Source organism: Flavobacterium sp. Root420 (assembly GCF_001427905.1).
In the GTDB taxonomy this organism is placed as follows: domain Bacteria; phylum Bacteroidota; class Bacteroidia; order Flavobacteriales; family Flavobacteriaceae; genus Flavobacterium.
The window spans coordinates 161,923-188,689 of the sequence record NZ_LMEF01000031.1; the positions used below are offsets into that span (position 1 = coordinate 161,923).

20 protein-coding genes and 1 tRNA gene are annotated in these 26,767 nt (G+C 32.7%); 12 read left to right on the forward strand and 9 right to left on the reverse strand.

Features of this window, described 5'->3' with window-relative positions; translation table 11 throughout:
• Positions 1–330 precede the first annotated feature (330 nt).
• The 4 genes from ASC72_RS19745 to nagA all read left to right on the forward strand — a co-directional run bounded on the left by ASC72_RS19745 (position 331) and on the right by nagA (position 4,456).
• Entirely contained in the window at positions 331–1,248 is a 918-nt protein-coding gene (locus tag ASC72_RS19745; RefSeq protein ID WP_056194924.1) for an alpha/beta fold hydrolase, read from the forward strand.
• A 70-nt stretch (positions 1,249–1,318) separates the two neighbouring features.
• Complete coding sequence (locus tag ASC72_RS19750; RefSeq protein WP_056194927.1) at positions 1,319–1,831, forward strand: RidA family protein; 513 nt, start codon at positions 1,319–1,321, stop codon at positions 1,829–1,831.
• 491 nt (positions 1,832–2,322) lie between these two features.
• Entirely contained in the window at positions 2,323–2,991 is a 669-nt protein-coding gene (locus tag ASC72_RS19755; protein ID WP_056194931.1) for a TMEM175 family protein, read from the forward strand.
• A gap of 316 nt (positions 2,992–3,307) precedes the next feature.
• Positions 3,308–4,456, forward strand: coding sequence for an N-acetylglucosamine-6-phosphate deacetylase (gene nagA / locus ASC72_RS19760; RefSeq protein ID WP_056194934.1), 1,149 nt, complete (start codon positions 3,308–3,310; stop codon positions 4,454–4,456).
• A 127-nt stretch (positions 4,457–4,583) separates the two neighbouring features.
• Here nagA and ASC72_RS19765 read toward each other — a convergent pair.
• From ASC72_RS19765 to ASC72_RS19775, 3 genes are all read right to left on the reverse strand, one after another.
• Positions 4,584–4,656, reverse strand: a tRNA-Met gene (locus tag ASC72_RS19765).
• A gap of 107 nt (positions 4,657–4,763) precedes the next feature.
• On the reverse strand, positions 4,764–5,300 hold the full coding sequence (locus ASC72_RS19770; protein WP_056194938.1) for a DUF4269 domain-containing protein: 537 nt from the start codon (positions 5,298–5,300) through the stop codon (positions 4,764–4,766).
• Complete coding sequence (locus tag ASC72_RS19775) at positions 5,301–6,827, reverse strand: glycosyltransferase family 39 protein (RefSeq protein ID WP_056194941.1); 1,527 nt, start codon at positions 6,825–6,827, stop codon at positions 5,301–5,303.
• 321 nt (positions 6,828–7,148) lie between these two features.
• On the opposite strand from ASC72_RS19775, the gene ASC72_RS19780 reads away from it, so the two are divergent.
• The 6 genes from ASC72_RS19780 (at position 7,149) to ASC72_RS24720 (ending at position 16,063) form a co-directional block, all read left to right on the forward strand.
• A complete protein-coding gene (locus tag ASC72_RS19780) occupies positions 7,149–8,159 on the forward strand; it encodes a LacI family DNA-binding transcriptional regulator (protein ID WP_056194943.1) in 1,011 nt (336 codons plus the stop codon).
• A 372-nt stretch (positions 8,160–8,531) separates the two neighbouring features.
• The gene (locus tag ASC72_RS19785; protein ID WP_056194946.1) at positions 8,532–10,805 is read left to right on the forward strand and encodes a GH92 family glycosyl hydrolase; all 2,274 of its coding nucleotides are present in this window, start codon (positions 8,532–8,534) and stop codon (positions 10,803–10,805) included.
• Positions 10,806–10,916: 111 nt separating this feature from the next.
• On the forward strand, positions 10,917–13,202 hold the full coding sequence (locus tag ASC72_RS19790; protein WP_056194949.1) for a GH92 family glycosyl hydrolase: 2,286 nt from the start codon (positions 10,917–10,919) through the stop codon (positions 13,200–13,202).
• A gap of 4 nt (positions 13,203–13,206) precedes the next feature.
• Positions 13,207–14,667, forward strand: coding sequence for a glycoside hydrolase family 125 protein (locus ASC72_RS19795; protein WP_056194951.1), 1,461 nt, complete (start codon positions 13,207–13,209; stop codon positions 14,665–14,667).
• A gap of 77 nt (positions 14,668–14,744) precedes the next feature.
• Positions 14,745–15,644 (forward strand): ROK family protein, encoded by a 900-nt coding sequence (locus ASC72_RS19800; protein WP_056194956.1) that lies wholly within the window; start codon positions 14,745–14,747, stop codon positions 15,642–15,644.
• Between the two features lie 290 nt (positions 15,645–15,934).
• Positions 15,935–16,063: a hypothetical protein gene (locus ASC72_RS24720; RefSeq protein WP_256380488.1), complete on the forward strand. Its 129-nt coding sequence runs from the start codon at positions 15,935–15,937 to the stop codon at positions 16,061–16,063.
• A 190-nt stretch (positions 16,064–16,253) separates the two neighbouring features.
• On the opposite strand, the gene ASC72_RS19805 is transcribed toward ASC72_RS24720, so the two are convergent.
• The 3 genes from ASC72_RS19805 to ASC72_RS19815 all read right to left on the reverse strand — a co-directional run bounded on the left by ASC72_RS19805 (position 16,254) and on the right by ASC72_RS19815 (position 20,514).
• Positions 16,254–17,348: an exopolyphosphatase gene (locus ASC72_RS19805; protein WP_056194958.1), complete on the reverse strand. Its 1,095-nt coding sequence runs from the start codon at positions 17,346–17,348 to the stop codon at positions 16,254–16,256.
• Positions 17,349–17,727: 379 nt separating this feature from the next.
• A complete protein-coding gene (locus ASC72_RS19810; RefSeq protein WP_056194960.1) occupies positions 17,728–20,214 on the reverse strand; it encodes an Hsp70 family protein in 2,487 nt (828 codons plus the stop codon).
• Positions 20,215–20,226: 12 nt separating this feature from the next.
• Entirely contained in the window at positions 20,227–20,514 is a 288-nt protein-coding gene (locus ASC72_RS19815; RefSeq protein ID WP_056194964.1) for a hypothetical protein, read from the reverse strand.
• 105 nt (positions 20,515–20,619) lie between these two features.
• Here ASC72_RS19815 and ASC72_RS24315 point away from each other — a divergent pair, with 105 nt between their 5' ends.
• Positions 20,620–20,790 (forward strand): hypothetical protein, encoded by a 171-nt coding sequence (locus ASC72_RS24315; RefSeq protein WP_198528529.1) that lies wholly within the window; start codon positions 20,620–20,622, stop codon positions 20,788–20,790.
• A 73-nt stretch (positions 20,791–20,863) separates the two neighbouring features.
• Entirely contained in the window at positions 20,864–21,703 is an 840-nt protein-coding gene (locus ASC72_RS19820; RefSeq protein ID WP_056194968.1) for a hypothetical protein, read from the forward strand.
• Positions 21,704–21,926: 223 nt separating this feature from the next.
• Here the strand turns inward: ASC72_RS19820 and ASC72_RS19825 are convergent, their stop codons facing one another.
• Genes ASC72_RS19825 through ASC72_RS19835 form a run of 3 tightly spaced genes read right to left on the reverse strand, consistent with a single transcriptional unit; the run spans position 21,927 to position 26,686 of the window.
• On the reverse strand, positions 21,927–22,784 hold the full coding sequence (locus ASC72_RS19825; RefSeq protein ID WP_056194969.1) for a thiopeptide-type bacteriocin biosynthesis protein: 858 nt from the start codon (positions 22,782–22,784) through the stop codon (positions 21,927–21,929).
• 3 nt (positions 22,785–22,787) lie between these two features.
• Positions 22,788–24,995 (reverse strand): lantibiotic dehydratase family protein, encoded by a 2,208-nt coding sequence (locus ASC72_RS19830; protein WP_056194973.1) that lies wholly within the window; start codon positions 24,993–24,995, stop codon positions 22,788–22,790.
• Positions 24,995–26,686 (reverse strand): S8 family peptidase, encoded by a 1,692-nt coding sequence (locus ASC72_RS19835; RefSeq protein ID WP_056194976.1) that lies wholly within the window; start codon positions 26,684–26,686, stop codon positions 24,995–24,997. Before ASC72_RS19835 ends, ASC72_RS19830 begins: the two co-directional genes overlap by 1 nt.
• Between the last annotated feature and the right edge of the window lie 81 nt (positions 26,687–26,767).

Consider the following 26,767-nt stretch of genomic DNA (forward strand, 5'->3'; position numbering starts at 1 on the left):
AATGTCTGCTGACTTCGCACTCAGAATCTAAATCAAATAAAAAGCCGCTCTCCAAATGTCTCTTATAAAAATCAATGCTTCTTTTTATGTATTAATAAGTAGTATTTCCTTGTTCAAAGCCACTTGTTCTGCTTTATTGTAAGTTATCGCTCAATTTGATGCATGTATCATCAACTTTATTGTTTTAAAAAACTATAATTATAAATCAAATTAATAATATATAAAAATTATTAATTTGATTTATAATCAAGAAAAACGCAATTTTGTCCTGTCAATAAGAAATGACAGAGATAAAATTAAAACTTAAATAACAATTAAAACGTAAAAAAAATGAAAACCAATTTACAAACAATCGTAACGACAAGCTTCGCCATTTTTTTATTAGCAGTATCAACTGCATTTTCTCAAAGCCAAAGAAAACCGGCAAGCTTAGGGAGGGAAGAATATATTGAAGTAGAAAAAAATGTAAAACTGCATGTAACAGATTTGGGAGAAGGAAAACCGGTAGTATTAATTCACGGATGGCCATTGAGTGATGCCATGTACGAATACCAGTATGCAGCACTTCTTGAAAAAGGTTACAGAGTGATCGGGATCACCTTAAGAGGCTTTGGACTTTCAGACAAACCGGGTGGAGCCTATAATTATGATGTTTATGCAGATGATATCAAAGTAATTCTGGATAAGCTTAAAATTGAAAATGCCACTATAGGCGGATTCTCTATGGGAGGTGCAACAGTGATTCATTATGTGGCGAAATACAATGCAGCCCACGTTTCAAAACTGGCTTTGTTTGGCGCGGCAGCTCCATTATGGACTAAAAGAGCTGACTTTAATTACGGTTTTTGGACAAAAGAAGATGTAAACGGACTTATTGCCCTTAACAATACCAACAGACCACAATTGTTTGAGAATTTCGGAAAAATTTTCCCGGCCAATGAAACAAGTGTTTCAGCAGGGCAAGGTGCATGGCTTGGTACTATTCAGGCACAGGCATCACCATATGCAATGGCTGAATCTTTGAAAGCACTTCGTGATACTGACTTGAGAGAAGATCTGAAAAAAATCAAAATACCAACTCTTATTCTTCATGGTACACAAGACAAAATTTGTTCTTATGAATTAGCTGAACAAATGCACAAATCAATTGCCAATTCAACTTTGGTTCCATTCGAGAAAAGCGGTCATGCATTGTTTATCGAAGAGCTTCCAAAATTCAATGCCGAGTTAATTAAATTCATAAAATAAATAACAAAGAAATCAGTAAAGCTATCTTTAAAAGGTAGCTTTCTTTTTTTGAAAATAAATTAAGGAAATAATGAAAAATATAGTAATGTTTGCATTAGTACTATTGAGTTTTAATTTGTCCGCGCAGACCCCGGAGCAAAAATTAAATCAGTTAGGAATTCAGTTACCAAAAATACCCGAAGCTTTAGGCAGTTATGTGGATCTGGTAAGAGTTGGAAATTTGGTTTTCCTTTCAGGAAGAGGGCCTCTTAAACCAGATGGAAAATATAGTACCGGCAAAGTAGGGCAGGACTTAAGTATAGAAGAAGGGTATCAGGCGGCCAGGATATCAGGTATAAATCAGCTGGCGGTACTTAAGCAGGCTTTTGGAAGTCTGGATAAAATAAAACGGATAGTCAAAGTGAACGGTTATGTAAATACTATCGACTCCTTTACGGAACAATCTAAAGTAATGAATGGTTTTTCGGATTTATTAATTGAAGTATTTGGTGAACAAGGCAGGCATGCCCGTACTTCTGTGGGTGTATTTACGCTTCCGCAGCATATGGCAATCGAGGTAGAAATGATTGTAGAAATGAAATAGTTGCTGCCAGAATAATCTGCTGCTTTTTCAGAAGGACTCTGCTTAATTTTAGCAGATACATATTCAAATATAAATCAAGAGTATTTAAATAAGTAGCTTTTGCATAATTTATTGCGAAATAGAAAGTTTATTAACAATAATTCCAGTAACACACTTCCAATTCAGATATTATGGTATATTTGCGCACTTTTGAAGTAAGAATCTTTAACCATCGTACTTTTTTCAATCTTTAATTAGAATTTACAATTTATTATGTTTAGTAAACCCGGCATTGACAATAAGTTAATTAAAAAACACTGATTGATAAATTGTTTATGCGAGATGGGGCTTGCTGAAATTAATCGATATATTAATTTTATTCCTGGAATTGAAAACTGTATTTTAAGCTTCTTAGATGCTTTTAGTATTTATATAATATAATTAAATTTAGTCTGTATTAATTAGATTGAAACAGATAATTTAGCAGAATAAAATATTGAACCATAAAAAGAATGAACAATTATAAAGAAAAAGATTCTAAAGAAGAATTTCAATTAGAACGAATTGCATTATTTAGTGATGCTGTTTTTGCAATAGCAATTACATTATTAATTATTGAAATCAAAGTTCCGGAAATTCACTCATCTACTATTTCTGACAAAGAATTATGGCATGAACTTGTGCATATTTTGCCGAAATTTATAGGATTTACAGTGAGTTTTTTTGTTGTTGGGCTTTATTGGCTTGCGCATCATCGGATTTACAAATATGTAACTTCAGTAAGCCAAAAACTTTTATGGAACAACTTATTGTTTTTATTGCCAATTGTAGTGATGCCATTTAGCACTGCTTTTTTTAGCGAATATTATATTGGTTCCTTAAAATTACCTTTGGCTATTTATACTTTAACTATTTGTTTGTCGGGTTTTTTAAATTTCAGATTATGGAGGGTTATTGCAAATCCTAAAAATAAAATAAGTCATCATATTGACAAAGTCATTGTAAGTTATAATTCAGCAAGGGCATTGATAATTCCTTTTGTGTTTTTCCTGACTTTTTTATTCTCATATGTTATAAGCTGGTCTTATTTAATACCACCATTTATCCCGTTAGTTTCAAATCTCATTACAAAGTACTATTTCAAAAAATATCCTGAAGTAATGAAAAGGCATTATAATTAATTTTGCAATAAACAAAAACAAAATCGTTACTACTGGGATCCATAATTTTTTTAAAATCACTAAATTTTAGTTTCAGCAGTATATATATACTTACTAAGACAAAGCTTCAGAGAAATCTGGAGCTTTTTTGTTATAGCATTTTTTTCTGATTTCTATACCGCTGTTTATAGTTTTAATACTAATGAAGGAAAATAAACAATCTCTGTTTAATGTTAACCTGATAACAAAAATAGGGAAAGTTCCATCACAGGTAAGTTTATCATTATCCTTATATTTGCTAGTATAATTTTATATTACAATCTACTACTTACTCTCTATGTATAACTCAAAAAAAGCTTTTGTCAATGCAAAAATTATAACGGATGGCAAACTCATAGAAAATGCAGTGCTTTTAATTTGGGAAGACAAGATTGAAGCAATCTTATTGGATCAACCTTCTTTGGCAGGGATGGACATAATAGATGTTGGAGGAGCATATATTTGCCCTGGTTTTATCGATTTGCAGGTCATGGGTGCAGGTGGAGCATTATTTGGAGGAAACCCAAGTGTAGAATCACTTAAAGTCATGGAACACGAATTATTAAAGCAGGGGGTAGTAGGGTTTCTTCCGACGGTTTCGACCAATGCTGATAATGTAGTATATAATGCTCTTGACAGTGCAGTAACTTTTAGAAATTACACGAGAGGTAGTTTCTTTGGCTTACATCTTGAAGGGCCATTTATAAATTCCAACAATAAGGGAGCCCATCCTTTTGAATTTATCAGAGAAGCATCTGTTGTAGAATTGGAAAGATGGTTTGAGAAGGGGAATGGAGAAATCAAAATGCTGACCCTGGCACCAGAGAAGCAAAACCATGAGGTAATGAATTGGCTTGAGAAAAAAGATGTTGTTGTTGCGATGGGGCACACGGGAGCTCAATACCATGAAGCAAGTGCTTTTTTATCTGGAAAAAGAAAGGCGGTTACACATCTATACAACGGAATGCCAGCATTACATCATCGGGCACCTGGTCCGATTGCGGCAATTTTTGAGAAAAAACCTTTTACAAGTATAGTTGTTGATGGTATTCATGTTGATTTTGCAATGGTGGCCTTAGCTAAGCGCAATCTTAATGATGCGTTATATCTGATTAGTGATGCTGCAACGCCATGTGATGTTGGGATATATCAACATATTGAACGTAACGACAGATATGTTACAATTGACCAATTGAGTAAAAGCGAAGTTTTATCGGGATCCAAACTGACAATGCTGAAAGCTATTAGTAATTGTGTGAAATTTGTTGGTATTGATTTGCCGGAGGCGGTCAATATGGCAACATTGTATCCAGCCAGGGTATTAGGAATTGAAAAAAGCTTTGGTTCAATACAAGTTGGACGTGAGGCTAGTTTTGTCATTTTTAGTGAAAGTTTCAAGATTATAAATGTAATTTATAAGGGAGAGTTCGTTTTAAAAAATGATTGAGATTCAAGTCTTTTTTGATGGATTTTTTTGCAAGTATCCCGAAGCGTACCCAAAATTACCGTGAATTAAGGATCTGTTTGATAGTATAAAACAAAAAGCTCCAGATTTCTCTGAAGCTTTGTCTTAGTAGCGGGAACAGGACTCGAACCTGTGACCTTCGGGTTATGAGCCCGACGAGCTGCCTACTGCTCTATCCCGCGATGTTTCGGGTGCAAAGTGGCAAGGAATTACAGAAATATTTTCTTTGATACTGTAAAGTTTAATAACTTATTAACATACAGTTGTTTGTGTTGTCGGGAAAAGTGATTTAGATGAAAGAATCAATTTTATAATTCAGTAATTCGAGATAAGGATCGTTTTTTAAACCGAGTAAAAGACCAAACGCAGGTTCCGTTTTGTACCCTTTTTGTTTGAGTTTGATGATTTCTAATCGAAAATTTTCGCCTTTGGATGTCAAAATCTGGTCTTCAATAATCATATGTTTATAACCATTCTGATTTTTCGTCGGAATGTTTTGCCCGAAGATTTCGATTTCAAAAGGATCAATTTTAAAATTGGCTACAACAGTTTCCTTGTTATCAATTTGTGTTTCCCGAATCGTGAATTCTTTTTCTTTCCCAAAAGCAGATTGAATTTTAGTTTTAAAATCAGTTTTGTTTTCCCAGTAACAAATAATATCTAGATCGCTGTTTTCAATGTCAATATTTATCGGAATAGTACCGACTAAAATAGGTTCGAATTCAGCAATATTTGACAAAATAGTATTTCGGGTTAAGATATCATAAGCCAGTATCTGTTTTTGATTTCCGAATTTTAAATATTCAATAGTACTAAAGTCAGTCATTTACTTGCCGTAATCTTTTTCGTTTTTAATTTCTTGTTCTAACTTCTTGGTGATGTCTATTTTTGCATCAGTAAAAAGGAAAATAGTTGTTCCATATTCTCGGGAATATTGATTTGAAACTTCATCCACAATTCGGGAAGAGCGAAAGTAGGGACTTGTTTCAGCAAGCTCATTACTATCTTTTTCATATCCTTTAATTCGGATAAGATTTTTATACTTCAGATCAAGATTAAACCAATTTATATAATCGGCATTAAAAGAAACAGCTTTGATTCCTTTTTTAGAGTAATAATTAATCGCGCCAGCCTGTCCGTAATTATCACAAAGTACAAGTGTATTCTCTGACTTTGGAAGGGAAGCATAAACGGAATCTGTTTTTCGGGCCAATTCTTTCCATCCCAACATATCGGCAAAATCTTGTGGTAAGGCATGATCTTTTCCGTCTTCCCAACGAAGCATTCCCAACTTTTTATATTTCTCAGGATGTTGCGCAATGTATTGAGGACTTTTATTCGGGAAAGCCAAATTGTACATGGGGATAAATAATAATAACGGAATCAGAATAAAAACTGGTTTTAAATATCTTTTCCATCCTGTGTTTAAAATATTCGAAAGAAAAACAGATCCAAAAGCAATGTAAACAGGGTATAGACCAATTGCATAATATGCTTTTGCTTTGAAATAAATAAATACGATTAATGTAAAAATTATAGAAGTAAAAAAGAACTTATAATTTGCAAACGGTTTATAGAAGAGTAAAGCATATAATCCTGAAAGAATAACGAGAAAAGAACCAATAAAAAATAACAATTGTTCTTTTAAAAAATCAACACGATCGACGTTAACCAGTTGTGTTTCGGCCAATTCTTTCATATGGTGCACAATCGGAAATTGATTGTTGTATTGCCATAATAAATTCGGAAGAATCACTAGTAATCCCAAAATCAATGCAAAATAGAGTTTTTTCTCTGCTAAGATCTTTCTTTGATTAGAAAGTAAAAGAGCGGGCAAAAGACCAATAAGCAAAAATAGAATATTGTATTTGTTTAAAAAACCAAAAGCAAATACAACTGCTCCAATATAAAACCATTTTTTTTCTTTGATTGTGATGTATTGAATAACAACATGGTAAAAAACGGTCCAGGATAAAACATCGAATGAATTTGGTTGATATAACGTATTAAGTCGCAATAAACATGAAAACACGATACAGGTCGCACCCAGAACTAAAGCATATAAATTGCCTTTAAGTGTTTCGATGGTTTTCCAGACCATTACTAAAGTCAAAACACCAAAAAGTGCAGGAAAAAATTTAATCCAGAAAACAGAATTTCCAAGTAAAAATATCAAGTAAGAAAACCAGGATGTCACCGGAGGAACCGATAAATAACCCCAGGCCAAATGATGTGCCTGATCGAGATGCAGATATTCATCACGTTGCAAATCATATTCCGGACTTAACAAGACAATTTGTAGTACGAATTTTAAGAGGATGAATGCGATTAGGATTATGGTTTTTTTGGTCATAAAGGTTTTGCTATAAATAACTTAAGTGTTATGAATTCTTTAGCTAATATATCATTTATTTTGCATTTGGGATACAAGTTATGACTTGGTTTTAGTATTAAAGCAATATCAATTTTTGAAATGCTTATTTTGCAAAAATGAGTGTTTTAAGGTAAAATCAGTCTTAATTCAGCACAAAATACTTAATAATACTGATAATAATGTTTTATATTAACTCTAAAAAAGCGATTTGTTTAAAAAATATTTACAAAATCGTTTTAGTAATTCTATTTTACTATATATTTGTGTATATTTAAGGCCTAACAAAAACTAATTCTCTCAATGAAAAAGATTACTATAAAGGATATTGCAACAAAGGCTGAAGTCTCAATATCTACGGTGTCTTTTGTCATTAACGGTAAAGGAGAGAAAATGGGAATCAGCGCTGCAGTCATTAAAAAAGTGCAGGACATTGCTGCTAAACTTCATTACAGACCCAGTATGATTGCAACTAGTTTAAGAACTGGAAAAACAAGATCAATTGGGCTTATTGTGGAGGATATTTCGAATCAGTTTTTTGCTGATCTGGCAAGAGTTATTGAAGATGAGGCTAAAAATATTAATTACAGAGTTTTTTATTGCAGTACAGGCGATGATGATGAACGTTCTGAAGAATTAATACATAGCCTTCTGCAGGCAAATGTGGATGGTTTTATTATTACTCCGACACAGAATCTTGAAGATAAAATTGATCTTCTTTTAAAATTGAAGAAACCGGTCGTATTAGTCGATAGATATTTTCCCGGACAGAGCGTGAGTCATGTTGTAATGGATAATTATGAAGCCTCTCATTCGGCCACAAAATTTCTGATAAACAAAGGTTGTAAAAATATTGCTGTCGTTAATATTACCTCTGAAATGATTCAGATGACATTAAGAGAAGATGGTTACAGAGACGCTTTAAAAGAAGCAGGAATGTACAACGAATCGCTTGTTCTTCATGTAAATTATCATAGCAATGAAGAAACAAGAATTGAAGAACTGGTAAATTTTTTCAATAAAAATCCTAAAATAGACGCCGTTCTGTTTTTAGCCAATTATATGGGATTGGCGGGTCTTCAGGCCTTTAGGGGAATGGGAATTAGAATTCCTGAAGATATATCAGTTATTAGTTTTGATGATCATGATAGTTTTAAATTGCATACGCCTACAATTAGTGTAATTGCACAACCAATTGAAGATATTGCGATTAACGCCATACAATTATTAATGAGTCAAATGACAGATATTGAAACTTTTGAAATTGAAAAACGTCTAAAAAAAGGCAATTTGATTATTAGAGAGTCTGTCTGATCTAGTTATAAGATTTAAAAAAATAAAGAAAACGTTTCGTTTTTTTAATCCTTTCACTAAATCGTTTTAGCTTGTTTAGAATTAACTTTATAGATTTGATTGCTTTTAAAAAAGAGATTGAAATTGGTAATTATAAAAAGAATAGAGATTAAATTATAGCAACAAATAGTTAGAGTAAGAAATAATTTATAATTTTTGGTAGTTAGTTTGAATTAAGCCGGGTAGGAATACCTGTACCTCCCGGTTTATTTTTAAATTTATGATTTTCATTTGATTACGTTCTGAGAGTAAGTTAAAAAAAAGGAAATAGCTGCATAAATCCGTTTAATCCGTGTCCGCGTTCCATTACATAAGTCAATAAAAAAATAGAATATGTTTACAAAATATAATAAAATAGCGTTTAGCAGAATTTTAGCTTTAAGTCTATTTTTTGCCAACGCTTCAATTTCACAGGAAAAAAAGACGAAAACGAATTCAGATTACACCCAATATGTAAACCCGTTTATTGGTACGGCAGGTCACGGTCACGTTTTTGTGGGCGCAAATGTTCCTTTTGGAGCGGTTCAGCTAGGGCCTGTAAATATATTTGAAGGTTGGGATTGGTGCAGTGGATACAATTATGCCAGTAATACCATTTTAGGATTTACACATACCCATTTGAGTGGTACGGGAATTGGAGATTTGAATGATATCCTCTTGCTTCCGGTTTCTGGAAAAGTGCCTCTTTTCAAAGGTACAAAAGAAGATATGGCAAACGGTTACGGCTCTTATTTTTCGCATGAAAATGAAGTAAGCAAACCAGGCTATTACAGTGTTTTATTGGATAAATATAAAATTAAGGCCGAATTAACAGCCAGCGAAAGAGTTGGTTTTCATAAATATACTTTTAATTCGGCATCAGATTCTCACGTTTTATTAGATCTTGCTGATGGAGTGGGATGGGACAAACCGGTAAAAACATTTATTAAAAAAATAAATGAAACAACACTTGTCGGATATCGTTTTTCAGAAGGATGGGCAACGGATCAGCGTGTTTATTTTGCGATTGAATTTTCTGAACCAATTTCAGCTTTGGCATTGTATGATGATAAAACAGCCGTTTCAGCAAATGAAGGAGAAGGCTTAAAAATGAAAGCGGTTATAGATTTTGCTTCTTTAAAAAACAAACAGGTTTTAGTAAAAATAGGAATTTCGCCTGTAAGTTATGAGAATGCTTCGGCGAATATAAAAGCCGAAATTCCGAATTGGGATTTTGATAAAGCGGTAAAAGAGGCCACTTCAAAATGGAACAAAGAATTAAGCAAAATCCAAATCAAAGCCAATGAGAAAACAATGAGGGTTTTTTATACAGCTTTGTATCATACTGCCTTTGCGCCTTCTATTTTTAATGATGCAAACGGAGATTACAGAGGAACTGATAAAAAAGTGTATGAAAAAGCAAACTTCACCAACTACACTACTTTTTCACTTTGGGATACCTACAGAGGTTTACATCCATTATACACCATCACACAGCCGGATAAAATTAATGACATTGTAAAATCATTTTTGGCTATTTACAAGCAACAGGGAAGATTACCGGTTTGGCATTTAATGGGAAATGAAACCAATACCATGAATGGAAACCATTCCATCGCCGTTATTGTTGATGGTTATTTAAAAGGGTACAGAGATTATGATGTGGCATTGGCATATGAAGCGATCAAAAAAACAGCTATGCAAACGCGTGACGGAATGGATTACGTGCAAAAATTAGAATATATTCCGGCAGATAAAATGCTCGAAACAGTGGGGAATGCTTTAGAATACGCTATTGATGACTATTGCGTTGCCCAAATGGCAAAAGCTCTAAACAAAACCGAAGATTATACCTATTTCACAAAAAGAGCCAATTTGTATAAACTTTATTTCGATAAAGAAACCACTTTTATGCGTGGTAAATTAACCGATGGAAATTGGAGAACCCCATTTAATCCGCTTTCATCTGCGCATCGTAAAGACGATTATGTAGAAGGAAATGCATGGCAGTATACCTGGCTGGTTCCCCAGGATCCTTATGGCTTGATTGATTTGTTTGGAAGCGAAAGCAAATTTTTAGCCAAATTAGATTCACTTTTCCTTATAACAGACAAAGTAGAAGGAGAAGAAGTTTCGCCGGATATCAGCGGTCTGATTGGTCAGTATGCGCAAGGAAACGAGCCAAATCATCACATTCCGTATTTATATGCCTACGCTGGAGAACCTTGGAAAACAGCCAAATTAATTCGAGAAATTGATGATAAATTCTATTCGACAAAACCAGACGGATTATGTGGAAATGAAGATTTAGGGCAAATGTCGGCCTGGTACGTTTTATCTTCAATGGGATTTTATTCGGTTAATCCTGCAAATGGAATTTATGTTTTCGGAAGTCCATTGGTAAACCAAGCAACGATTCATCATAAAAAAGGAATTTCATTTACAGTGAAAGCGATTGACAATAGCGCAGCAAATATGTACATTCAAAAAGCAGAATACAATGGAAAACCATATACAAAATCGTATATCACTCATGATATGATTGTAAAAGGCGGCGAATTAAAATTGTATATGGGAAGCAAGCCGTCAACAACTTTTGGAGTGAAAAAAGAAGACAGGCCCAAATAATTTTAGATTTAAGAGTTCAGATTTTAGATTTAAAATTGTTTAAAAAACTTGTAAATAAGAATCTAGATCACAGTTTAAAAGCGTATAGCTTATAGTATAAAGCCTATAATTATGAAAATAAAGCATTTAATTTTTTTCGCAGTCGCGCAATTTTGTGTCTTTGCAAATGCGCAGGACAAAATCCTTGATCCGGCAGAATATGTAAATCCGTTAATGGGGACACAGTCTCTGCACAGTCTTTCAAACGGAAATACGTATCCGGCAATTTGCAGGCCTTGGGGAATGAATTTCTGGACACCGCAGACCGGTAAAATGGGAGATGGCTGGGTTTATATTTATACTGCTGAAAAAATTAGGGGTTTTAAGCAAACACATCAACCGTCGCCCTGGATGAACGATTACGGTCAGTTTTCGATTATGCCAGTAACGGGCAAATTGGCTTTCGCCGAAGCAGACAGAGCAAGCTGGTTCAGTCATAAAGCTGAGGTTTCAAAACCGTATTACTACAGCGTTTATTTGGCCGATTATGATGTTACCACAGAAATTACAGCTACTGAAAGAGCAGCATATTTTCAGATTACGTTTCCTGAAAATGAGCAATCATTTATTGTAATTGATGCTTTTGATAAAGGATCTTATATCAAAATTATTCCATCAGAAAATAAAATCATCGGCTATACCACGCGCAATAGTGGAGGTGTGCCAACCAATTTCAAAAACTATTTTGTATTGGTTTTTGATAAACCATTTGCCTCAAATTCGACTTGGAATGAGAAAGGTTTAGAAAAAGATAAATTAGAATTGCAAGACGATCACACCGGAGCAGTTGTTGGTTTCAAAACCAAAAAAGGAGAAATTATAAATGTAAAAGTGGCTTCGTCCTTTATTAGCCCTGAACAGGCTGAACTGAATTTAAAATCAGAATTAGGAAATGCTTCTTTTAATGAAACTGTTGCAGCTTCAAAAAAAGAATGGAATAAAGTCCTGGATAAAATAGCGGTAGAGAGTGAAAATGCAGACCAATTAAAAACCTTTTATTCTTGCTTGTACCGTGCCACTTGTTTTCCTCAAAAGCAATACGAAATAAATGAAAAAGGAGAAACGGTCCACTATAGTCCGTACAACGGAAATGTTTTACCGGGATATATGTACGCCGGAACTGGTTTTTGGGATACTTTTCGCGCCCTTTATCCACTACTAAATTTGGTTTACCCTTCTGTGAATAAAGAAATGCAGGAAGGTTTAATCAATGATTATAAAGAAGGCGGATTTTTGCCGGAATGGTCAAGTCCTGGTTTTCGAAATGTAATGGTGGGGAATAATTCGGCTTCTGTGGTTTCAGATGCTTATATTAAAGGATTGCGAGGGTATGACATTAACAAATTGTATGAAGCTTTGGTTCATGGAGCCAATAATGAAGGACCTTTGGACGCTGTAGGAAGAACAGGCGTTTCCTATTACAATACTTTAGGATATGTTCCCTATGATGTAAAAATCAATGAAAATGCAGCCAGAACGCTTGAATATGCCTATGATGATTTTGCGATTTGGAAATTAGCGAAAGCTTTAAAACGCCCTAAAAAAGAAATCAGTGTCTTTGAAAAACGAATGATGAATTATAAAAATCTTTATAATCCGGAAATAGGGCTAATGAGTGGTCGCAATAAAGACGGAAGTTTTCCTGCGAATTTTAATCCCTTTAAATGGGGAGATGCTTTTACCGAAGGAAATGCATGGCATTACAGCTGGAGCGTATTTCATGACGTTCAGGGATTGATTGACTTAATGGGGGGACAGAAGAAATTCACAACAAAATTAGATGCCGTTTTTTCAACACCTCCGGTTTTTGATGACAGTTATTACGGATCTGTTATTCACGAAATTCGTGAAATGCAGATTATGAATATGGGGCAATATGCACATGGAAATCAGCCCATTCAGCATATGATTTATCTCTATAATTATGCAGGAGAGCCCTGGAAAACACAATATTGGTCAAGAGAAGTGATGAACCGTTTGTACAAACCAACACCCGATGGTTATTGCGGAGATGAAGATAACGGACAAACTTCAGCCTGGTATATTTTCTCTGCAATGGGATTTTACCCGGTTTGCCCGGCAACAGATGAATATGTTTTGGGCGCGCCATTGTTTAAGAAATTAACCCTGAAATTAGAAAATGGAAAACAGCTTGTTATAAATGCTCCAAAAAATTCTGAATCCAATAAATATGTTCAGGATTTAAAATGGGATAACGCAGCATACAGTAAAAATTTCATCAACCATTTTGACATCTTAAAAGGCGGGGAATTAAATTTTGATATGACAAGCGAGCCAAATTTACAAAGAGGAACATCGGCAAGCACCTTTCCATATTCTTATTCAACTTCAAAATAATACTATGCAATCACGTAGAAAATTTATAAAAAACACCGGAATTTTTTCAGCAGGATTATTGGCAATTCAAACCGATGTTTTCGCAATGCAGTCGGATGTTTTCAATTTTGCTCTTAAAGATTTTATCAGTAAAAGACCTCCATTAGCGGAAAGAAAATTTACAAGTCCGGCGATAGAAGCCGCCATTGTCAGAATTAAAAAACAAATCGCCAATCCGGAATTGGCATGGCTTTTTGAAAACTGTTTTCCAAACACCCTGGACACTACAGTTGATTTTGAAATCATCGAAGGCAAACCAGATACCTATGTAATTACAGGAGATATTGACGCCATGTGGCTTCGTGATAGCACAGCTCAAATCTGGCCTTATATTCCGTTTGTAAAAGAAGATAAAAAACTGGCAGAATTGGTAAAAGGGGTAATCAATCGCCAGACCAAATGTATTTTGCTGGATCCTTATGCGAATGCTTTTTATAAAGATTTCACCAAAATAAGCGAGTGGAAAAATGACATGACCAAAATGCAGCCGGGTATTCACGAACGTAAATGGGAAATCGACAGTTTATGTTATCCAATTCGATTGGCACATGGCTATTGGAAGGAAACGGGTGATTTAAGTTTATTTGGCAGTAAATGGAAAGAAGCGATGTTATTGGTATTGCAAACTTTCAAAGAACAGCAGCGTTGGCATGATAAAGGGCCTTATACTTTTCAGCGTGAAACTGCCTGGGCAACAGATGGCGTACCTTTAGGCGGTTACGGATATCCTGTAAAACCTTGCGGATTAATCGTTTCGACTTTCAGACCAAGTGATGATAGCACTTTGTTTGGCTATTTGATTCCCAGTAATATGTTTGCAATTGAGGTATTGGGTTATTTAATCGAAATCTTCTCGTTGCCGGCTATGTTAGACAAAGATTTAGTGGCTAAAGCAAAAAAATTAAGGGAACAGGTTCAGAAAGGATTGGAAGAAAACGCCATTATTGATCATCCAAAATTTGGTAAAATCATTGCTTTTGAGGTAAATGGATATGGTAGTTTCCATATGATGGACGATGCCAATGTTCCCTCTTTATTGTCATTGCCTTATTTAGGAGCAATTAAGCCGGATAGCCCGCTTTATTTGAATACCCGAAAAGTAGTGCTTTCAGAAAATAATCCATTTTTCTATAAAGGAAAAGCCGGAGAGGGTATTGGTGGGCCGCATACAGGAGCGGATACGATTTGGCCAATGAGTATTGTTTTGAGAGCAATTACAAGTGTAGACGAAAAGGAGATTAAAGCCTGTATTAGTAATTTGATCAAAACAAATGCAGATACTGGTTTTATGCACGAGTCATTTCAGAAAGATGATGTAACCAGATTTACCCGAAAATGGTTTGCCTGGGCCAATACGCTTTTTGGAGAAATGATTGTGCATACGAGTATCAAATATCCTCAGATTTTAAAAGATAAGAATATCTAAAATTAAAAATTAAATACATCATCAGGAGATTAAGTAGTAGTTCTTAATTATCTAATGGTCCAATTCAAAAAAATAAGATGAAAGAGTATGCCGTAGGAATAGACATTGGAGGAACACATATTACCGCAGCGATTATAGATATTGTAAGCATGAAACTAATTGATTTTTCATTGCATAAAGAATCTTTTGATTCTAATTTGCCAGTGAATCAGGTCATGTCTATTTGGGAAAAAGTAATTCGGATTTCAGTTGAAAATTCAAAAGTAAAAGAGATAAAAGGACTTGCGGTATGTATGCCCGGCCCGTTTGATTATACGAACGGACTCTGCTGGATAAAGGATCAGTCAAAATATGAGCATTTTTATGGTCTAAATGTTCGTTATTTATTTCAGGGTTCGCTTAATCTTTCCAGTGAATTTCCAATCCTTTTTGAAAACGACGCCGTTTGTTTTGGAAAAGGAGAGGTTTTTAAAGATGCGACAAATCTTTCTAAAAAAGTAATGGCCGTGACACTTGGAACCGGACTTGGCGCCTGTTTTATTGATAAAGGCATTTCAATTGTTTTGGGAGAATTGGTTCCGGCAGATGGCGAAATCTATAATATTCCTTTTAAAGAGAGCATTGCTGAAGATTATGTTTCAGCAAGAGGTCTTTTGTCGGCTTATAAAAGTATAACTGGAAAAAATCTTCATAATGGATTAGAGCTTTTTAATCTGGCTGTTGCCGAAGATCAAGTTGCCATAAAAGTATTTGAAGAAATGGGAGAAAATTTGGCAGAAGTTACCATTCCATGGTTGAAAAAATTTGAAGCCGATAGCTTTATAATTGGCGGTAAAATTGCCAACGCAAGCAGGTTTTTCCTGGAGAGTTTCAATAAAAAAATCAAGGAATCTGGTCTTGAAATTACAGTTTCGGTTTCTACAGATAATGAAGTTGCGGCTTTATTAGGCGCTGCAAGTATGCTTTATACAGCCTGATTTTCTTTAAAAATATATGTCGAGCAAGCCATTGGCATAGTCAAAGCAGCAGAATCTTTTGATCTGTCTCTAGTTATTTCTTATACTGTAGAGACAGCTAGTAAATTGCCAACAGGAATGAGTTTGAAAGACGCATTCGAAAAAGTAGACAAAAGTGTTACCATTGCCATTATATTTTATGATCAATTGTGCACATCCAACTCATTTTATGAAGGAGCTAAAAGAAAATGAAAACCAAAAATGGGTAAAACGAATAAAAGGTATTAGGGCAAATGCTTCTTGTAAAAGTCATGCAGAACGATGAGGCCACAGAATTAGATCGAGGAATTCCAAAGCAATTAGGTAGAGAATATAAAAATTTGAAAGATTCTTTTTCTCATTTAAATGTTTTTGGTGCTTGTTGTGGCACCGGTGAGTAGCATATTGCGGAAATTATGGATCAAATAATAAGATAAAAAAAAGCTCCAGATTTCTCTGAAGCTTCTCTTGTCCTCAAACAATTTAGGGCTATTTTATAGATAACTTGAAGAAGTTAGTACAGAATCTTTAGTTGTAAGGCTCTGTAAGCAAAATTCAAATTTTCATTGTAAGAATGGTAAAAGCTATGCTTTAAAAATTAGTATTAACTTTTTTAGAACGATCTGCAATGTGCGAAATAAGCCAGATGGTTTGTCCATCTTTTACAAAGTATATTTTTTTGGTCTCTAAATTTGGAATGCTTTCCAGGCAGCTTACCAGTATGTTGTTTGCAGAAATAAGGTATTTCTGGTCATAGGTGCTCAAAACTCTGGCTGCTTCGGTATTAGTTTTAGAAAGGCTGGTAAACTTGGTGAAATTATTTTTCAGAATTGCATCGTAGTTAAGAACGTCTTCCATATTTAAAGAAACATAATGCTCTTTAATGTTTTCATTATAATACAGGGTTGCAAATGCCCAGACAGCTCCGCCTGATAAATAGATTTTATCTTTTTTCAATAAAAGAGGATTTTTGTCAAGCAAATCTTTGACCTTCTTACGCAGAACCGAGTTAAAGTCAAAAGATTTTTCCTGATACACTGACATATCATTGGCTTGATTTTGATTGGCAACTGTTTTTTGTACAGCATCGGTAAGTGTCATTGTGCCAAAATCCAGTTCCAAAGGGATGAACTCTAATTTATCGTCTTCAAGTTCATCGATGTATCCTCCCTTGGTAGTTTGAGCCCCGATATCGAGCAGAAAAGCGTTAGGGTAATCTACCGGTGGAATAGCACCCTTAACCAGCGTTTTAGGTTCTTCATTAACATTCAGGATGTCAAGATTTTTCTTGGTTAAAGAAGTGATTTTGTTTTTTAAAACATCAATGTTACGAGCAGATGCGAAAACTGGTGCGGCTACTATAAATATGTTTCCTTCAAGAAGCTTAAAATCTGTTTTTATTTTCTTCAATTGATTAACAACTGTAATACTGGCTTTATCAATATCTTCCTGAGTAAGTTCGCCGTTAGCAGTAATATGGTCGGCAAAACTAAATCTCTCAGTTGCGAAGTACAAAATATCATAATCAGCTTTTCTGATATTATTTACATCCAGAACGGAAACTTTTATAGCTCTGCGCCCGATTTCAATTCCGGCATAAAGATTTTTTTGAGCAAATGAATTAATGGAAAAAAATAAATTTAAAAGAATAAAAAATAAAATTTGGGATTTGTTTTTTTGAAGCATTGGATTTTAATTGTAGTTATGGTATTATTTATTTTTGAATAAAGACTTTAGGGTAATAGTGGTATTTGTGTGAAAGTCATAATTTTGAATTAAAAATAACAGGTTTCAATACAGGATTGCAAATTTATAAAAACATTTACTAACATAAACGCAGTTATTAAGAAAACATGTTATTTTATTATTAATATAATATTTCACAGTTAACACTATATGATGTTTGTTGTTTGTAACGTATTGAAAAAGAGGACAAGTAGAGATGATTTTGGGGAAAAGGGACTTGTAATATTCTTTTGTAAGTAGATAAAACAAAGTTTATTGCATAAAAAAAGCTCCTGATTTCTCTGAAGCTTTGTTCTAAATGCCGAAATATCCCGACAAGCTATTTTATTCCAAGATTACCGTCAAATGTATTAAAGTCATCTCTTCTTTTGGGTTTGACAATCAATAAATTATGCAGTTGATGACAGATTGATTTTAATTCAATTAAGTTGGAATTGTCGATCGCTTTTTCTCCTAATTCTATTAATTTGCCATGTTTGGATTTGTCTTTGAAGGCGCTTGCATCTTCAAATCGAAAATAATAAAAATAATCGATGTAGCTTTCGTCTTGATTTTGATAGATGTTTTCTAATAGATTTTCCAGTTCCTTATTTTTTTTGCGAATCAAATATTTATTGTTAGACTGTAAAACTTCCTTTTCGTTTTTTATGATCTTTTCATATTCTTCTTTTTGGCGAGGAGTACCTTTTTCGATATAAAAAGAAAGGCTGTCTTTTATGTTATTGTATTCTTCAAGCTCAGATAATATGTGTTTGTGTCGGATAAGATCATCAAATTCCTGAATGTAGATTTTTTTCAATTCATCAATTTGATATTTTTTATCTGTAACAGCATCATTTTTATTTTCCAATGCCTCGTTATAAAGAACGGTTAACGATTCCTGAGATCTTTTTAATTTGGCTAAATATTCATAGTTTTCATTGTGTTCTTCACCTCTTATTTCTTCTAAAATCGTATCTAAAGCATTCTTAATTTCCAATGATAATTTTTCAATCGAAATTTTTCTCTGATGTGGATTAAAGACTTCGCTTATTTCTAAATCGAGAGCACCTATATAAACATCGATACTCAAATCCCGGGATTCTGAAACTTTAAAATTAAGCTCAATATCCATTCCTTTTAACAGATCCTGTTCAAAATCACTTCCGCATATTTCAATATAACCAATAGAGAGATTGCTCCCCACCATACTTCCGGCATTGCCTTCAACTACATTTATAATAAGTTTTTGGTCAGAGTTTCTTAATATATTTTTAGAGCAGGTTTTGTAAATTGTTTTCTTCAGGGGCAGAATATCATTTTTCTTAAAGATAATTTCCATATGGCTTTTTCCCGTTTCTTCGTCTAGTTCCAAACAAATGTCGTTCGGAATTGGCTGCCCCAGAATGCTGTATAATCCATTAGTAATTTGAATATTCGCATTACTAAATACTTGTTTTTGCTGATTATCGAATAAAAAAAGCGTGAATTGATTGGTCGTTTTTTCTAATAAAGGAACAAACTCGGCTATTTTTTTATTTGCTTTCAAAAGGCCAGTGTCAAAACCACCATCTGCCCGGATAATTCTGTAATAACCCTCAAAGGATTGTTCCAACAGCACCACAATTAATTCTTCAGAATCTTTAGAATGGGGTTCATAGATGGTTTCAACCTGAATACTATTTTCTTCAGATACAGGCTCATTTGCAATCTCTACATCAATTAATTCTGAAGGTTTTGAACCGGCATAATAGGCCGCTCCAATCATTACTGCAGTTGTGGGATCTAAATTGGTTTCTACTTCAATTTGAGTTCGCTCCTGCAATTGTTGGCGTATGTAAGGGATATAAGTAGTGCCGCCAACAAGTATAATACGCTCTATATCGGAGAAGTCTAAGTGATTTTCTTTAATTAATTTTTCGACCAAATGAAAGGATTCTTCAAATTTAGGCTGAACGATTAATTCGAATTCTTTTCGACTGATATCTATGTCTAATGAGATTGAAAGTTCCTCAAAATCGATTTCAATGCTTGAGGTTTCTTTTATCGAAAGTTCTTTTTTGGCTTCCTCTGCTTTGTAAAGAAGTTCAAAAAAGAGTTTGTTATATATAGTGTTTTCTTTAGAAATTAGTTTTGACCAAAGATTATTTTGCTGAGTTTCCTTTTCGATTTTCGGACATATTATTTTTTCAACAAATAATGTATCTAAATCGACACCTCCCAGAAAATTATTACCCTTATGATCAAATACCTTGAGATCTCGCTCATTAATGTTTACTAATGCGATGTCAAATGTTCCTCCTCCAAAATCATATACAAGCCATTTTTTATCCGATGTAATTTCTATGTTTAAGGAATTCGAATAGGCCAAACAAGCAGCTATTGGTTCCTGAAGTAAAACTATTTCTTCAAAACCTGCCTGATAACCTGCTTTTTTGGTTGCATTAGACTGGATCGTGTCGAAAGAAGCCGGAATCGTAATAACAGCAGATTTTAAATTTTCGCCTTGAGCGAAATTAATTAATTCGTTCAAAACCATTGAAGAAAGTTCAATCGGACTGCAATTTTTATCCAGATCTTTGATGAAATAAACTTCGTCAGATCCCATTTTTCGTTTAAAAGAGGAAAATACATTCTCGGCATTTGTTGCGCTGTGCTCTCTTGCTTTTTCGCCTATTTGAATGCGCCCTTTTCGAAATGAAACTACAGACGGAATAGTATCTTTGAACCCAACAGGATTTTTATAAATACTGATTTTTCCATTTTCATACTTCGCAATTCCTGAATTCGTTGTTCCTAAATCAATCCCAATATTGATATTCTTCATATAATGACTCTATTATTCTACTATAACTACTGCTTTTTGAACCAGTTGCAGGGTATTGTTTTCTGTTTTATAAATTGTGGGTTTAATAACTTTGGTTATCTTCTTCGAATTTGAATTAAGAATATTGGCATCAATAGAGCTGTCTCTTTCATCATAATTTGTCCCTAAAGGATTTATTATTTTATATCCTTTTTCTTCCAATTCATTATAAATTCTTTTTAGATTGCGCTCAAAACCGTTGAAGTTTTGTTCTAACGCTTTTTTTTCAATTTCAAACAGTTGGTTTATTATTACATTCATTTCTTAAAATTGGATTTTATCAATGAGCAATTTACAATTTATTTAATATGATATTAATGATCAATATTTTTTTTTATTCAATACCTTATTAATTTTGTAAATACGATGAATATCATTCAATTATTTTCTTTATTAAATATAAAAGGGGATCAGATTTTAGAATTTGGTGCTGAGGATTATATTAGAATTGAAAATGAAAAAATGCATAGTAGTATAAAAATAATAATTGTTGTTGTTTTTCTTTTGATAGTTTTTCACAAACTTGGATATTACTAGAATTTATTTTTTGCTCAATCTTTTGCAAAAGAGTTAAAAAGAGTATGTTTGTGCTCTAAAATTAGCATTAAGCATGAATATAATAGAATTATTTGAAGAATTAAAGATAGATAAAAACAATATTCTATTATTTTCTCCAGAAGATTTAATCCGAATAGAAAAGCAGGTTAATGTTGAGAAAAGAATAAATCAGGACATAGACGTAAATGTAGCCAATAATCTGATTTTGGCTTTAAAAGAGTATCGCCAGGAGCTCTATTTTATAGTCTCTAACCGAATTTTGTATAATCTTTTTTCGAAAAAAAATTATTCCAGGCATAATTTTCCTTCTCCTCAAAGAGAATATGATTTTGAAAAGATTCAATCCTTTATAAATCAGTTTCTCAATGATGATTTAGTATTGTTTTTTGATCAGCATTTATCTCAGAATAAGTTTGATTTCATCAATGATATTTTTGATTTTAAAGATTGTTTTCCTGAAGATGCACTTTTTCAATTGAATAAGAAACTAAATGGTAAAGTCGATGCTATTCTTGTAAATTTAAGCCAAAACAATTCGGCAAACATGCCGGCGATTTCGTATGTAGAGTATAGAAGTTTTTATGTTTTGCTGTCCTATTTCAGTTCTATCGAGATGGATAATAAAATCAGAAGTCTTGTAAACATTGTTTCAGAACGCTATAATGCCAATAAACAATCTGATTTTTATATGACTTGTATATCCTCAATGCAGGGTTATGTTGCTTACGATCCGAGTTTGACCGATATTTTGGTCAGCAATAGAGAAGCTGTTTATTCCAACAGTATTGACAGAGGCTCATCAGATAGTTCATCTGGGCTTTCAGGAAAGACCATCTTTTTTATAGTACTTGCTGTTATAAAAATATTGTCTCTTTTTGCGAGATGTCATTAATTTTTAAGCACCTAGACAAATAGTAAAAAAATAAAACCCCAGATTTCTGAAGCTTTTGTCTTAGTGCCCTAACGGGACAATTCTCGAACCATTTTATAGATGATTTGAAAATAATAAATATAATTCAATTATCAATTAATGAATCTACTTTATAGATATCTAATTGGATTTTAAGTTTTTTATTTTTCATTATATTCAAGCTAAGTAGTACATCGAATATAATTTAGTTGATAGAACGTTCATAATTTAAAGTTTTATAATATTTATATAAATGGTCATAAATAATTAATTCGTACATCCTTTGTTTAGAAGTATATTGGCGGTTAAGCATCATATGAATATGGCTACTTAAAAAATCATCTAATTCAATTTCTAGTTTGTTTTTTATCGCTAAAATGGTTTTACGGTTTTGATTTAGATTTTCATTTATTATTTTGTAAACCTCTGGATACTCTTTTATAGCTTTTCCACATATAAAATAATGTATTTCTTTAGATGATTCTCTAAAATGGTTATCAATTTCTTTTTTAAAAGCTTTATCGGTATTAAAATCTTTTTTAAATGAAGTTTGTAGATTATTCATTAGCTTTAATTTGTGGATATTGTCTAATGAAAAGGCATTTAAAAAACTATCAATCAAAATAAAACTAAAAAGAAATTCCATTTCGTTATTTTTAAAACTTCGTTTTAGAAATAAATAATTAAGCATCATTTCACTATTGTTAAAGAATAAGGTTTCAGACTCTTCCATCGTTTTATTACCATACCTTTCTAATTCTCTTTGGTAAGTATCTGTTTGAACTTTCCAAATTATATTTTGGTGAAGAAGGGAATTTAAAATAGGCAATAATTTTGAAATAACAATAAATATATTTTCAGGATTGTCACAATAAAAACGAATTCGAATGTGTTGATCCGGATCATTATATCTTATAAAAAACCATTTCTGAATACAATTATTATCTTTTAATTCCTCAATAATAGGTTGTAATTTTTCGACTAAAATTAAGTCTGCAGTTTTAGTTCCAGTATAAATTTTATAATAAAGCCATTTACTTCCTATGAAAAAATTCCTTTCCATATTCTATACTTGTTTTTTGTAAAATGACATTATGATTTGATTTGAGAAGTAATCTCCCTTTTTATTTTTAACAATTGATTCTTCTGTAAATAAAAATTCTTCTAAAATAATGTTACTGAATTTATGTACTGATTTTAAAAATACCTGCACTCCAATTTCTTGTTCAAAATCGAGTAAAAGAGTATTGTCAAAATGAACCCAGTTTGCAAACCGAGGAATGTTTTTCTTTATTCTCCATTCAGTAAATAGTACAAATAGAGAAGAGGCGTCGATAAGATAAAAAGGTTCTATTTCATTTTTTGTTAGATGCCATTTTGCTTTCGAAAGTATAATATCTTTGTATATAACTCTTGGGAAATATTGATATTGAGTTTCTAAAACTCCCCAAGAAAAGCTATAAATTGGTTTTAAATTTTGTGATTGTAAATCAGCTAAAAAATGATAAATAGGCAATGATTTGTGAGAGTAATTATGCGCATTAGACAAACAAGGAATAACCTCTTTTTTGAATTTTTTCGAACGTAAAACAATTGTATTGTTTTTTATAGAAATCAGTAAATCATCCAAACCAATCTGAAAATCTTTATCTACTCCGGAATTTGATAAATAAGTAATTTCATAATCCCTTAGTGCAGGTCTTTTTAATATGTTTCCGGTTCTGGATTCTGGAATATGAACTATTTCTGCAAGAATTTTATCTGAATAATATTCATTTTCTTTTTCGATAATTTCATTAGTTAAATCGTGAATTAATGTATTTCCATTGCAAAAACGGCCAAGCAGTTTTGCTGCGCTTATATTGCCTGATGGATCAATTGAAATAATTTCTTTTTCATCTTTTTTTATGCATTCTATTATAACTGAAAAAGTCGAAGGAGTATTTTTCCAGTTAGCATCAAATTCAGGAAAATCTTCATCAAAAAACAACAATACAGTTTCGCCATTTAAAATCGCTTCTTTCAGTTTACATTCTAAAATAAAATCAAATTCCGTCCTGGGTTTGCTTTCTTTCAAAGATTTATTGTTAAAAGAAAATTTATCCAAGAGTTCGTGTGTATCATTCATTTCCTGATTTTGTAGATAGCCAATCCCTGTTTCTGTATCGAGAACGGTGGTTAGCGGCATTTCTTCAAATTCATATCTTTTATTAAAAGCCTTAATAAAACGAACCTGATTATCAAGTTTATTCGGTTTTTGAATGCCATTTAAAAAACGAATAGCCTGAAGCACTTTTTTAGATATAACATTATTTAATTCATTTTCAGTTGTAAATGTGTACAAATCTGTTTGAAAAAGATACTTATCATGATACTCAACTTCTAATTTATTAATCTCTTTTCGAATTAGTTGCTGTTTTTTTAGAGAAGGAGTAAGGTTAGAATCTAATTCTGAAAGCTGTTCTTTTATTTTTTGTAAAAGTGCAGATCTTGAGGTTAAACCTGGAATTTGATTTAGAATAGTAAAAACTCTTTCCCATTCATTTTTTTCGGTTACCGTTGCATCGAGTTCACTTACTAAAAACTGAAAATCAATAAGGTGAGTTATATATTCTAAAGCATCATCTAATTCTGAATCCTCATCAGCCAACATAACGGACATTTCATAAATAGTTAATCCTGATTTACTTTTCGTTAAAATCAAATTCAATAAATCAGACTTTCTAATTGCTGATAAATTATGCTCTCTTTTTGTTCTTACATATTTATATTCAACATATCTATAAAAATCACCCAAAGCGTAAATTGAATTATTTGGAAAATATTTAAGATAAGGAATAACCTCTTTTTTGTTTGCAAAATCTTGTAACAAAGCGACCCAAAATTGCATATCAAATTGAGTATGTCGGGAATACATTTCCGGATCTTCAAGTACAATATGAGTTTGAGAAGTTATTTTGCCCACACTACAGCCACTAAATAGGCCAAAAGGAGTGCAACGTGCAGACATTCGGGCTAAATATTTAAGGAAGCTGAGTTCTAAGTTGTGTTTCTTTTTATCAGATATTTTTATCGGATCCAATTTCCATTTATCTAAAGCAGCAAGTAATTCCGGAGAAGCTAAGCTAATAGCTTCCCGAACGTATTTATTTTGCAATTGGTGCAACAATTTTTCTTCAGAATAATTGTCTATCAGATCGCTATAGAATGTTATTGGAAATAAAGGTGTTCTTAAAATATATTGCGAAAAAGGTTCAATTTTATAATTGACCATTACTTTTTAAGTTTAATTACTTTCTCTGCGAGCTGCATCGCATTATATACATTTAAAACTTTTCCCGATTTAGATAATTCAGAGAATGCAATTTTTTTATCGGTCGTTCCTGGAATAATAACTTCCAGATTATATGATGTCCCTGAATCCAAAATAATTTGTTTAACCTCTTTTACGGTAAGTTTAGGGTAATAAGACCAGATTAGTGCAGCGGTTCCTACAACCATTGGAGCCGAAAAAGAAGTGCCGGATTCGGTTTTGTATATATTACCCGCACCTGTGGTGTAAATTTCATCCCCAGGAGCAAATAAATCTACGTTTTGTTTACCGTAATTAGAAAAATCAGACACAAATGTTTTATCTAATTTTTGAGTTGTAGATCCCACATTAATGAAGTTGTCAAATATTTCTTTAGAGTCATCATAATTGAGGTCATTAGGAAAACTTTTGTTTTCATCTACATTTTGGCTGCTATTTCCGGCACTATGTACAAGAAGAACATTGTGGTCTTCAGCATATTTAAACGCATCTGATACCCAATCTTTATGCATTGAGAACTCTTTTCCAAAAGACATATTAATTATTTTCGCTCCATTATCAACAGCATATCGTATTGCCATGGCAATATCCTTGTCATTTTCATCACCGGAAGGAGAAATATTCAAAGGCATAATTTTTACATTTTCTGCAATACCTTTTATCCCTTTATTATTATTTCTGTTTGCAGCAATAACACCAGATACCATTGTATTATGATCCTGAATGGTTCTAATACCTTTTACGGTATTACAAACTTTATTATTGCCGTATCCTGTTTCAAGAACGCTTGGGTTGTCACCTATCGAAAATCGCTCATTGTAATTTACATTCAAATTTTTATTAACAATAGAATCAAGCTGAGTTTCCTTGTCTTTTACCTCGTCATACGTTTTTTCATCAACTTCAAGACAAACCATCATATAGTATATAAGTGCGCCAAGATCTTTATCATTGTCATCCCGCATCTGACGATATTTTTTATCATTAATCTTGTATTTTTTATACATACTGTCTAATTGTTTATATGTATAATTTTCTTTTGGGAAAAAATATTTTAAAGTGTCTTTTACTACAGGATAAATTGAAACAGCGTGTCTCAATGATTTCAGCCAATTAGTATAATATTTATTTTTTTGTTCGAATGTTTTTAATGCTCTTTGATATTCTTTGTATTTATATAAATCTTTAGGATCTATTTGAGACTCATTTTTGTCTTTAAATAATTTGCCCCATTCTTGTACGATACGAACATACTCATATCGGTTCCATACCACATAGGCACCGCTTTTGGTTCCGGTAAAACTCCAGCCGTTACAATCATCTATATAGCCATTATGGTCATCATCGATACCATTATCCGGAATCTCTTTTAGATTTTTCCACAGTATTCCTTGTAAATCTTCGTGATTTAAATCAATTTGTGTGTCAATTACGGCAACAATAATATTTTTATTTTTTGCTTTCTTTTTGTTTTGAAAATACCACTTGTCTAAAGAAATACCAGGCACATTATCTTGGTGGAAATCCTTTTGATACCATGCATTATTAGCTTCTGTTATAGGAGATGATTCCAAAACGGTATTTGGTTGATTGGCGGATTTACATCCTATAAAAATGATAATTAGAAAAGAGAAAAGATAAAATGTTTTCATTTTAGGATTTATATTTAATTACCCCTATAAAAGATTAATTTATGCGATGTCTTTTATAGAGGTGTTTAATTTTTTTTAATG

Coding starts and splice junctions, on each gene's coding strand:
- ASC72_RS19745 (WP_056194924.1), top strand. CDS start 331: ATGAAAACCAATTTACAAACAATCGTAACGACAAGCTTCGCCATTTTT.
- ASC72_RS19825 (WP_056194969.1), bottom strand. CDS start 22,784: ATGGAAAGGAATTTTTTCATAGGAAGTAAATGGCTTTATTATAAAATT.
- ASC72_RS19830 (WP_056194973.1), bottom strand. CDS start 24,995: ATGGTCAATTATAAAATTGAACCTTTTTCGCAATATATTTTAAGAACA.
- ASC72_RS19780 (WP_056194943.1), top strand. CDS start 7,149: ATGAAAAAGATTACTATAAAGGATATTGCAACAAAGGCTGAAGTCTCA.
- ASC72_RS24315 (WP_198528529.1), top strand. CDS start 20,620: ATGAATATCATTCAATTATTTTCTTTATTAAATATAAAAGGGGATCAG.
- ASC72_RS19805 (WP_056194958.1), bottom strand. CDS start 17,348: ATGCTTCAAAAAAACAAATCCCAAATTTTATTTTTTATTCTTTTAAAT.
- ASC72_RS19790 (WP_056194949.1), top strand. CDS start 10,917: ATGAAAATAAAGCATTTAATTTTTTTCGCAGTCGCGCAATTTTGTGTC.
- ASC72_RS19810 (WP_056194960.1), bottom strand. CDS start 20,214: ATGAAGAATATCAATATTGGGATTGATTTAGGAACAACGAATTCAGGA.
- ASC72_RS19755 (WP_056194931.1), top strand. CDS start 2,323: ATGAACAATTATAAAGAAAAAGATTCTAAAGAAGAATTTCAATTAGAA.
- ASC72_RS24720 (WP_256380488.1), top strand. CDS start 15,935: ATGCAGAACGATGAGGCCACAGAATTAGATCGAGGAATTCCAAAGCAA.
- ASC72_RS19750 (WP_056194927.1), top strand. CDS start 1,319: ATGAAAAATATAGTAATGTTTGCATTAGTACTATTGAGTTTTAATTTG.
- ASC72_RS19785 (WP_056194946.1), top strand. CDS start 8,532: ATGTTTACAAAATATAATAAAATAGCGTTTAGCAGAATTTTAGCTTTA.
- ASC72_RS19820 (WP_056194968.1), top strand. CDS start 20,864: ATGAATATAATAGAATTATTTGAAGAATTAAAGATAGATAAAAACAAT.
- ASC72_RS19800 (WP_056194956.1), top strand. CDS start 14,745: ATGAAAGAGTATGCCGTAGGAATAGACATTGGAGGAACACATATTACC.
- nagA (WP_056194934.1), top strand. CDS start 3,308: ATGTATAACTCAAAAAAAGCTTTTGTCAATGCAAAAATTATAACGGAT.
- ASC72_RS19770 (WP_056194938.1), bottom strand. CDS start 5,300: ATGACTGACTTTAGTACTATTGAATATTTAAAATTCGGAAATCAAAAA.
- ASC72_RS19815 (WP_056194964.1), bottom strand. CDS start 20,514: ATGAATGTAATAATAAACCAACTGTTTGAAATTGAAAAAAAAGCGTTA.
- ASC72_RS19795 (WP_056194951.1), top strand. CDS start 13,207: ATGCAATCACGTAGAAAATTTATAAAAAACACCGGAATTTTTTCAGCA.
- ASC72_RS19775 (WP_056194941.1), bottom strand. CDS start 6,827: ATGACCAAAAAAACCATAATCCTAATCGCATTCATCCTCTTAAAATTC.
- ASC72_RS19835 (WP_056194976.1), bottom strand. CDS start 26,686: ATGAAAACATTTTATCTTTTCTCTTTTCTAATTATCATTTTTATAGGA.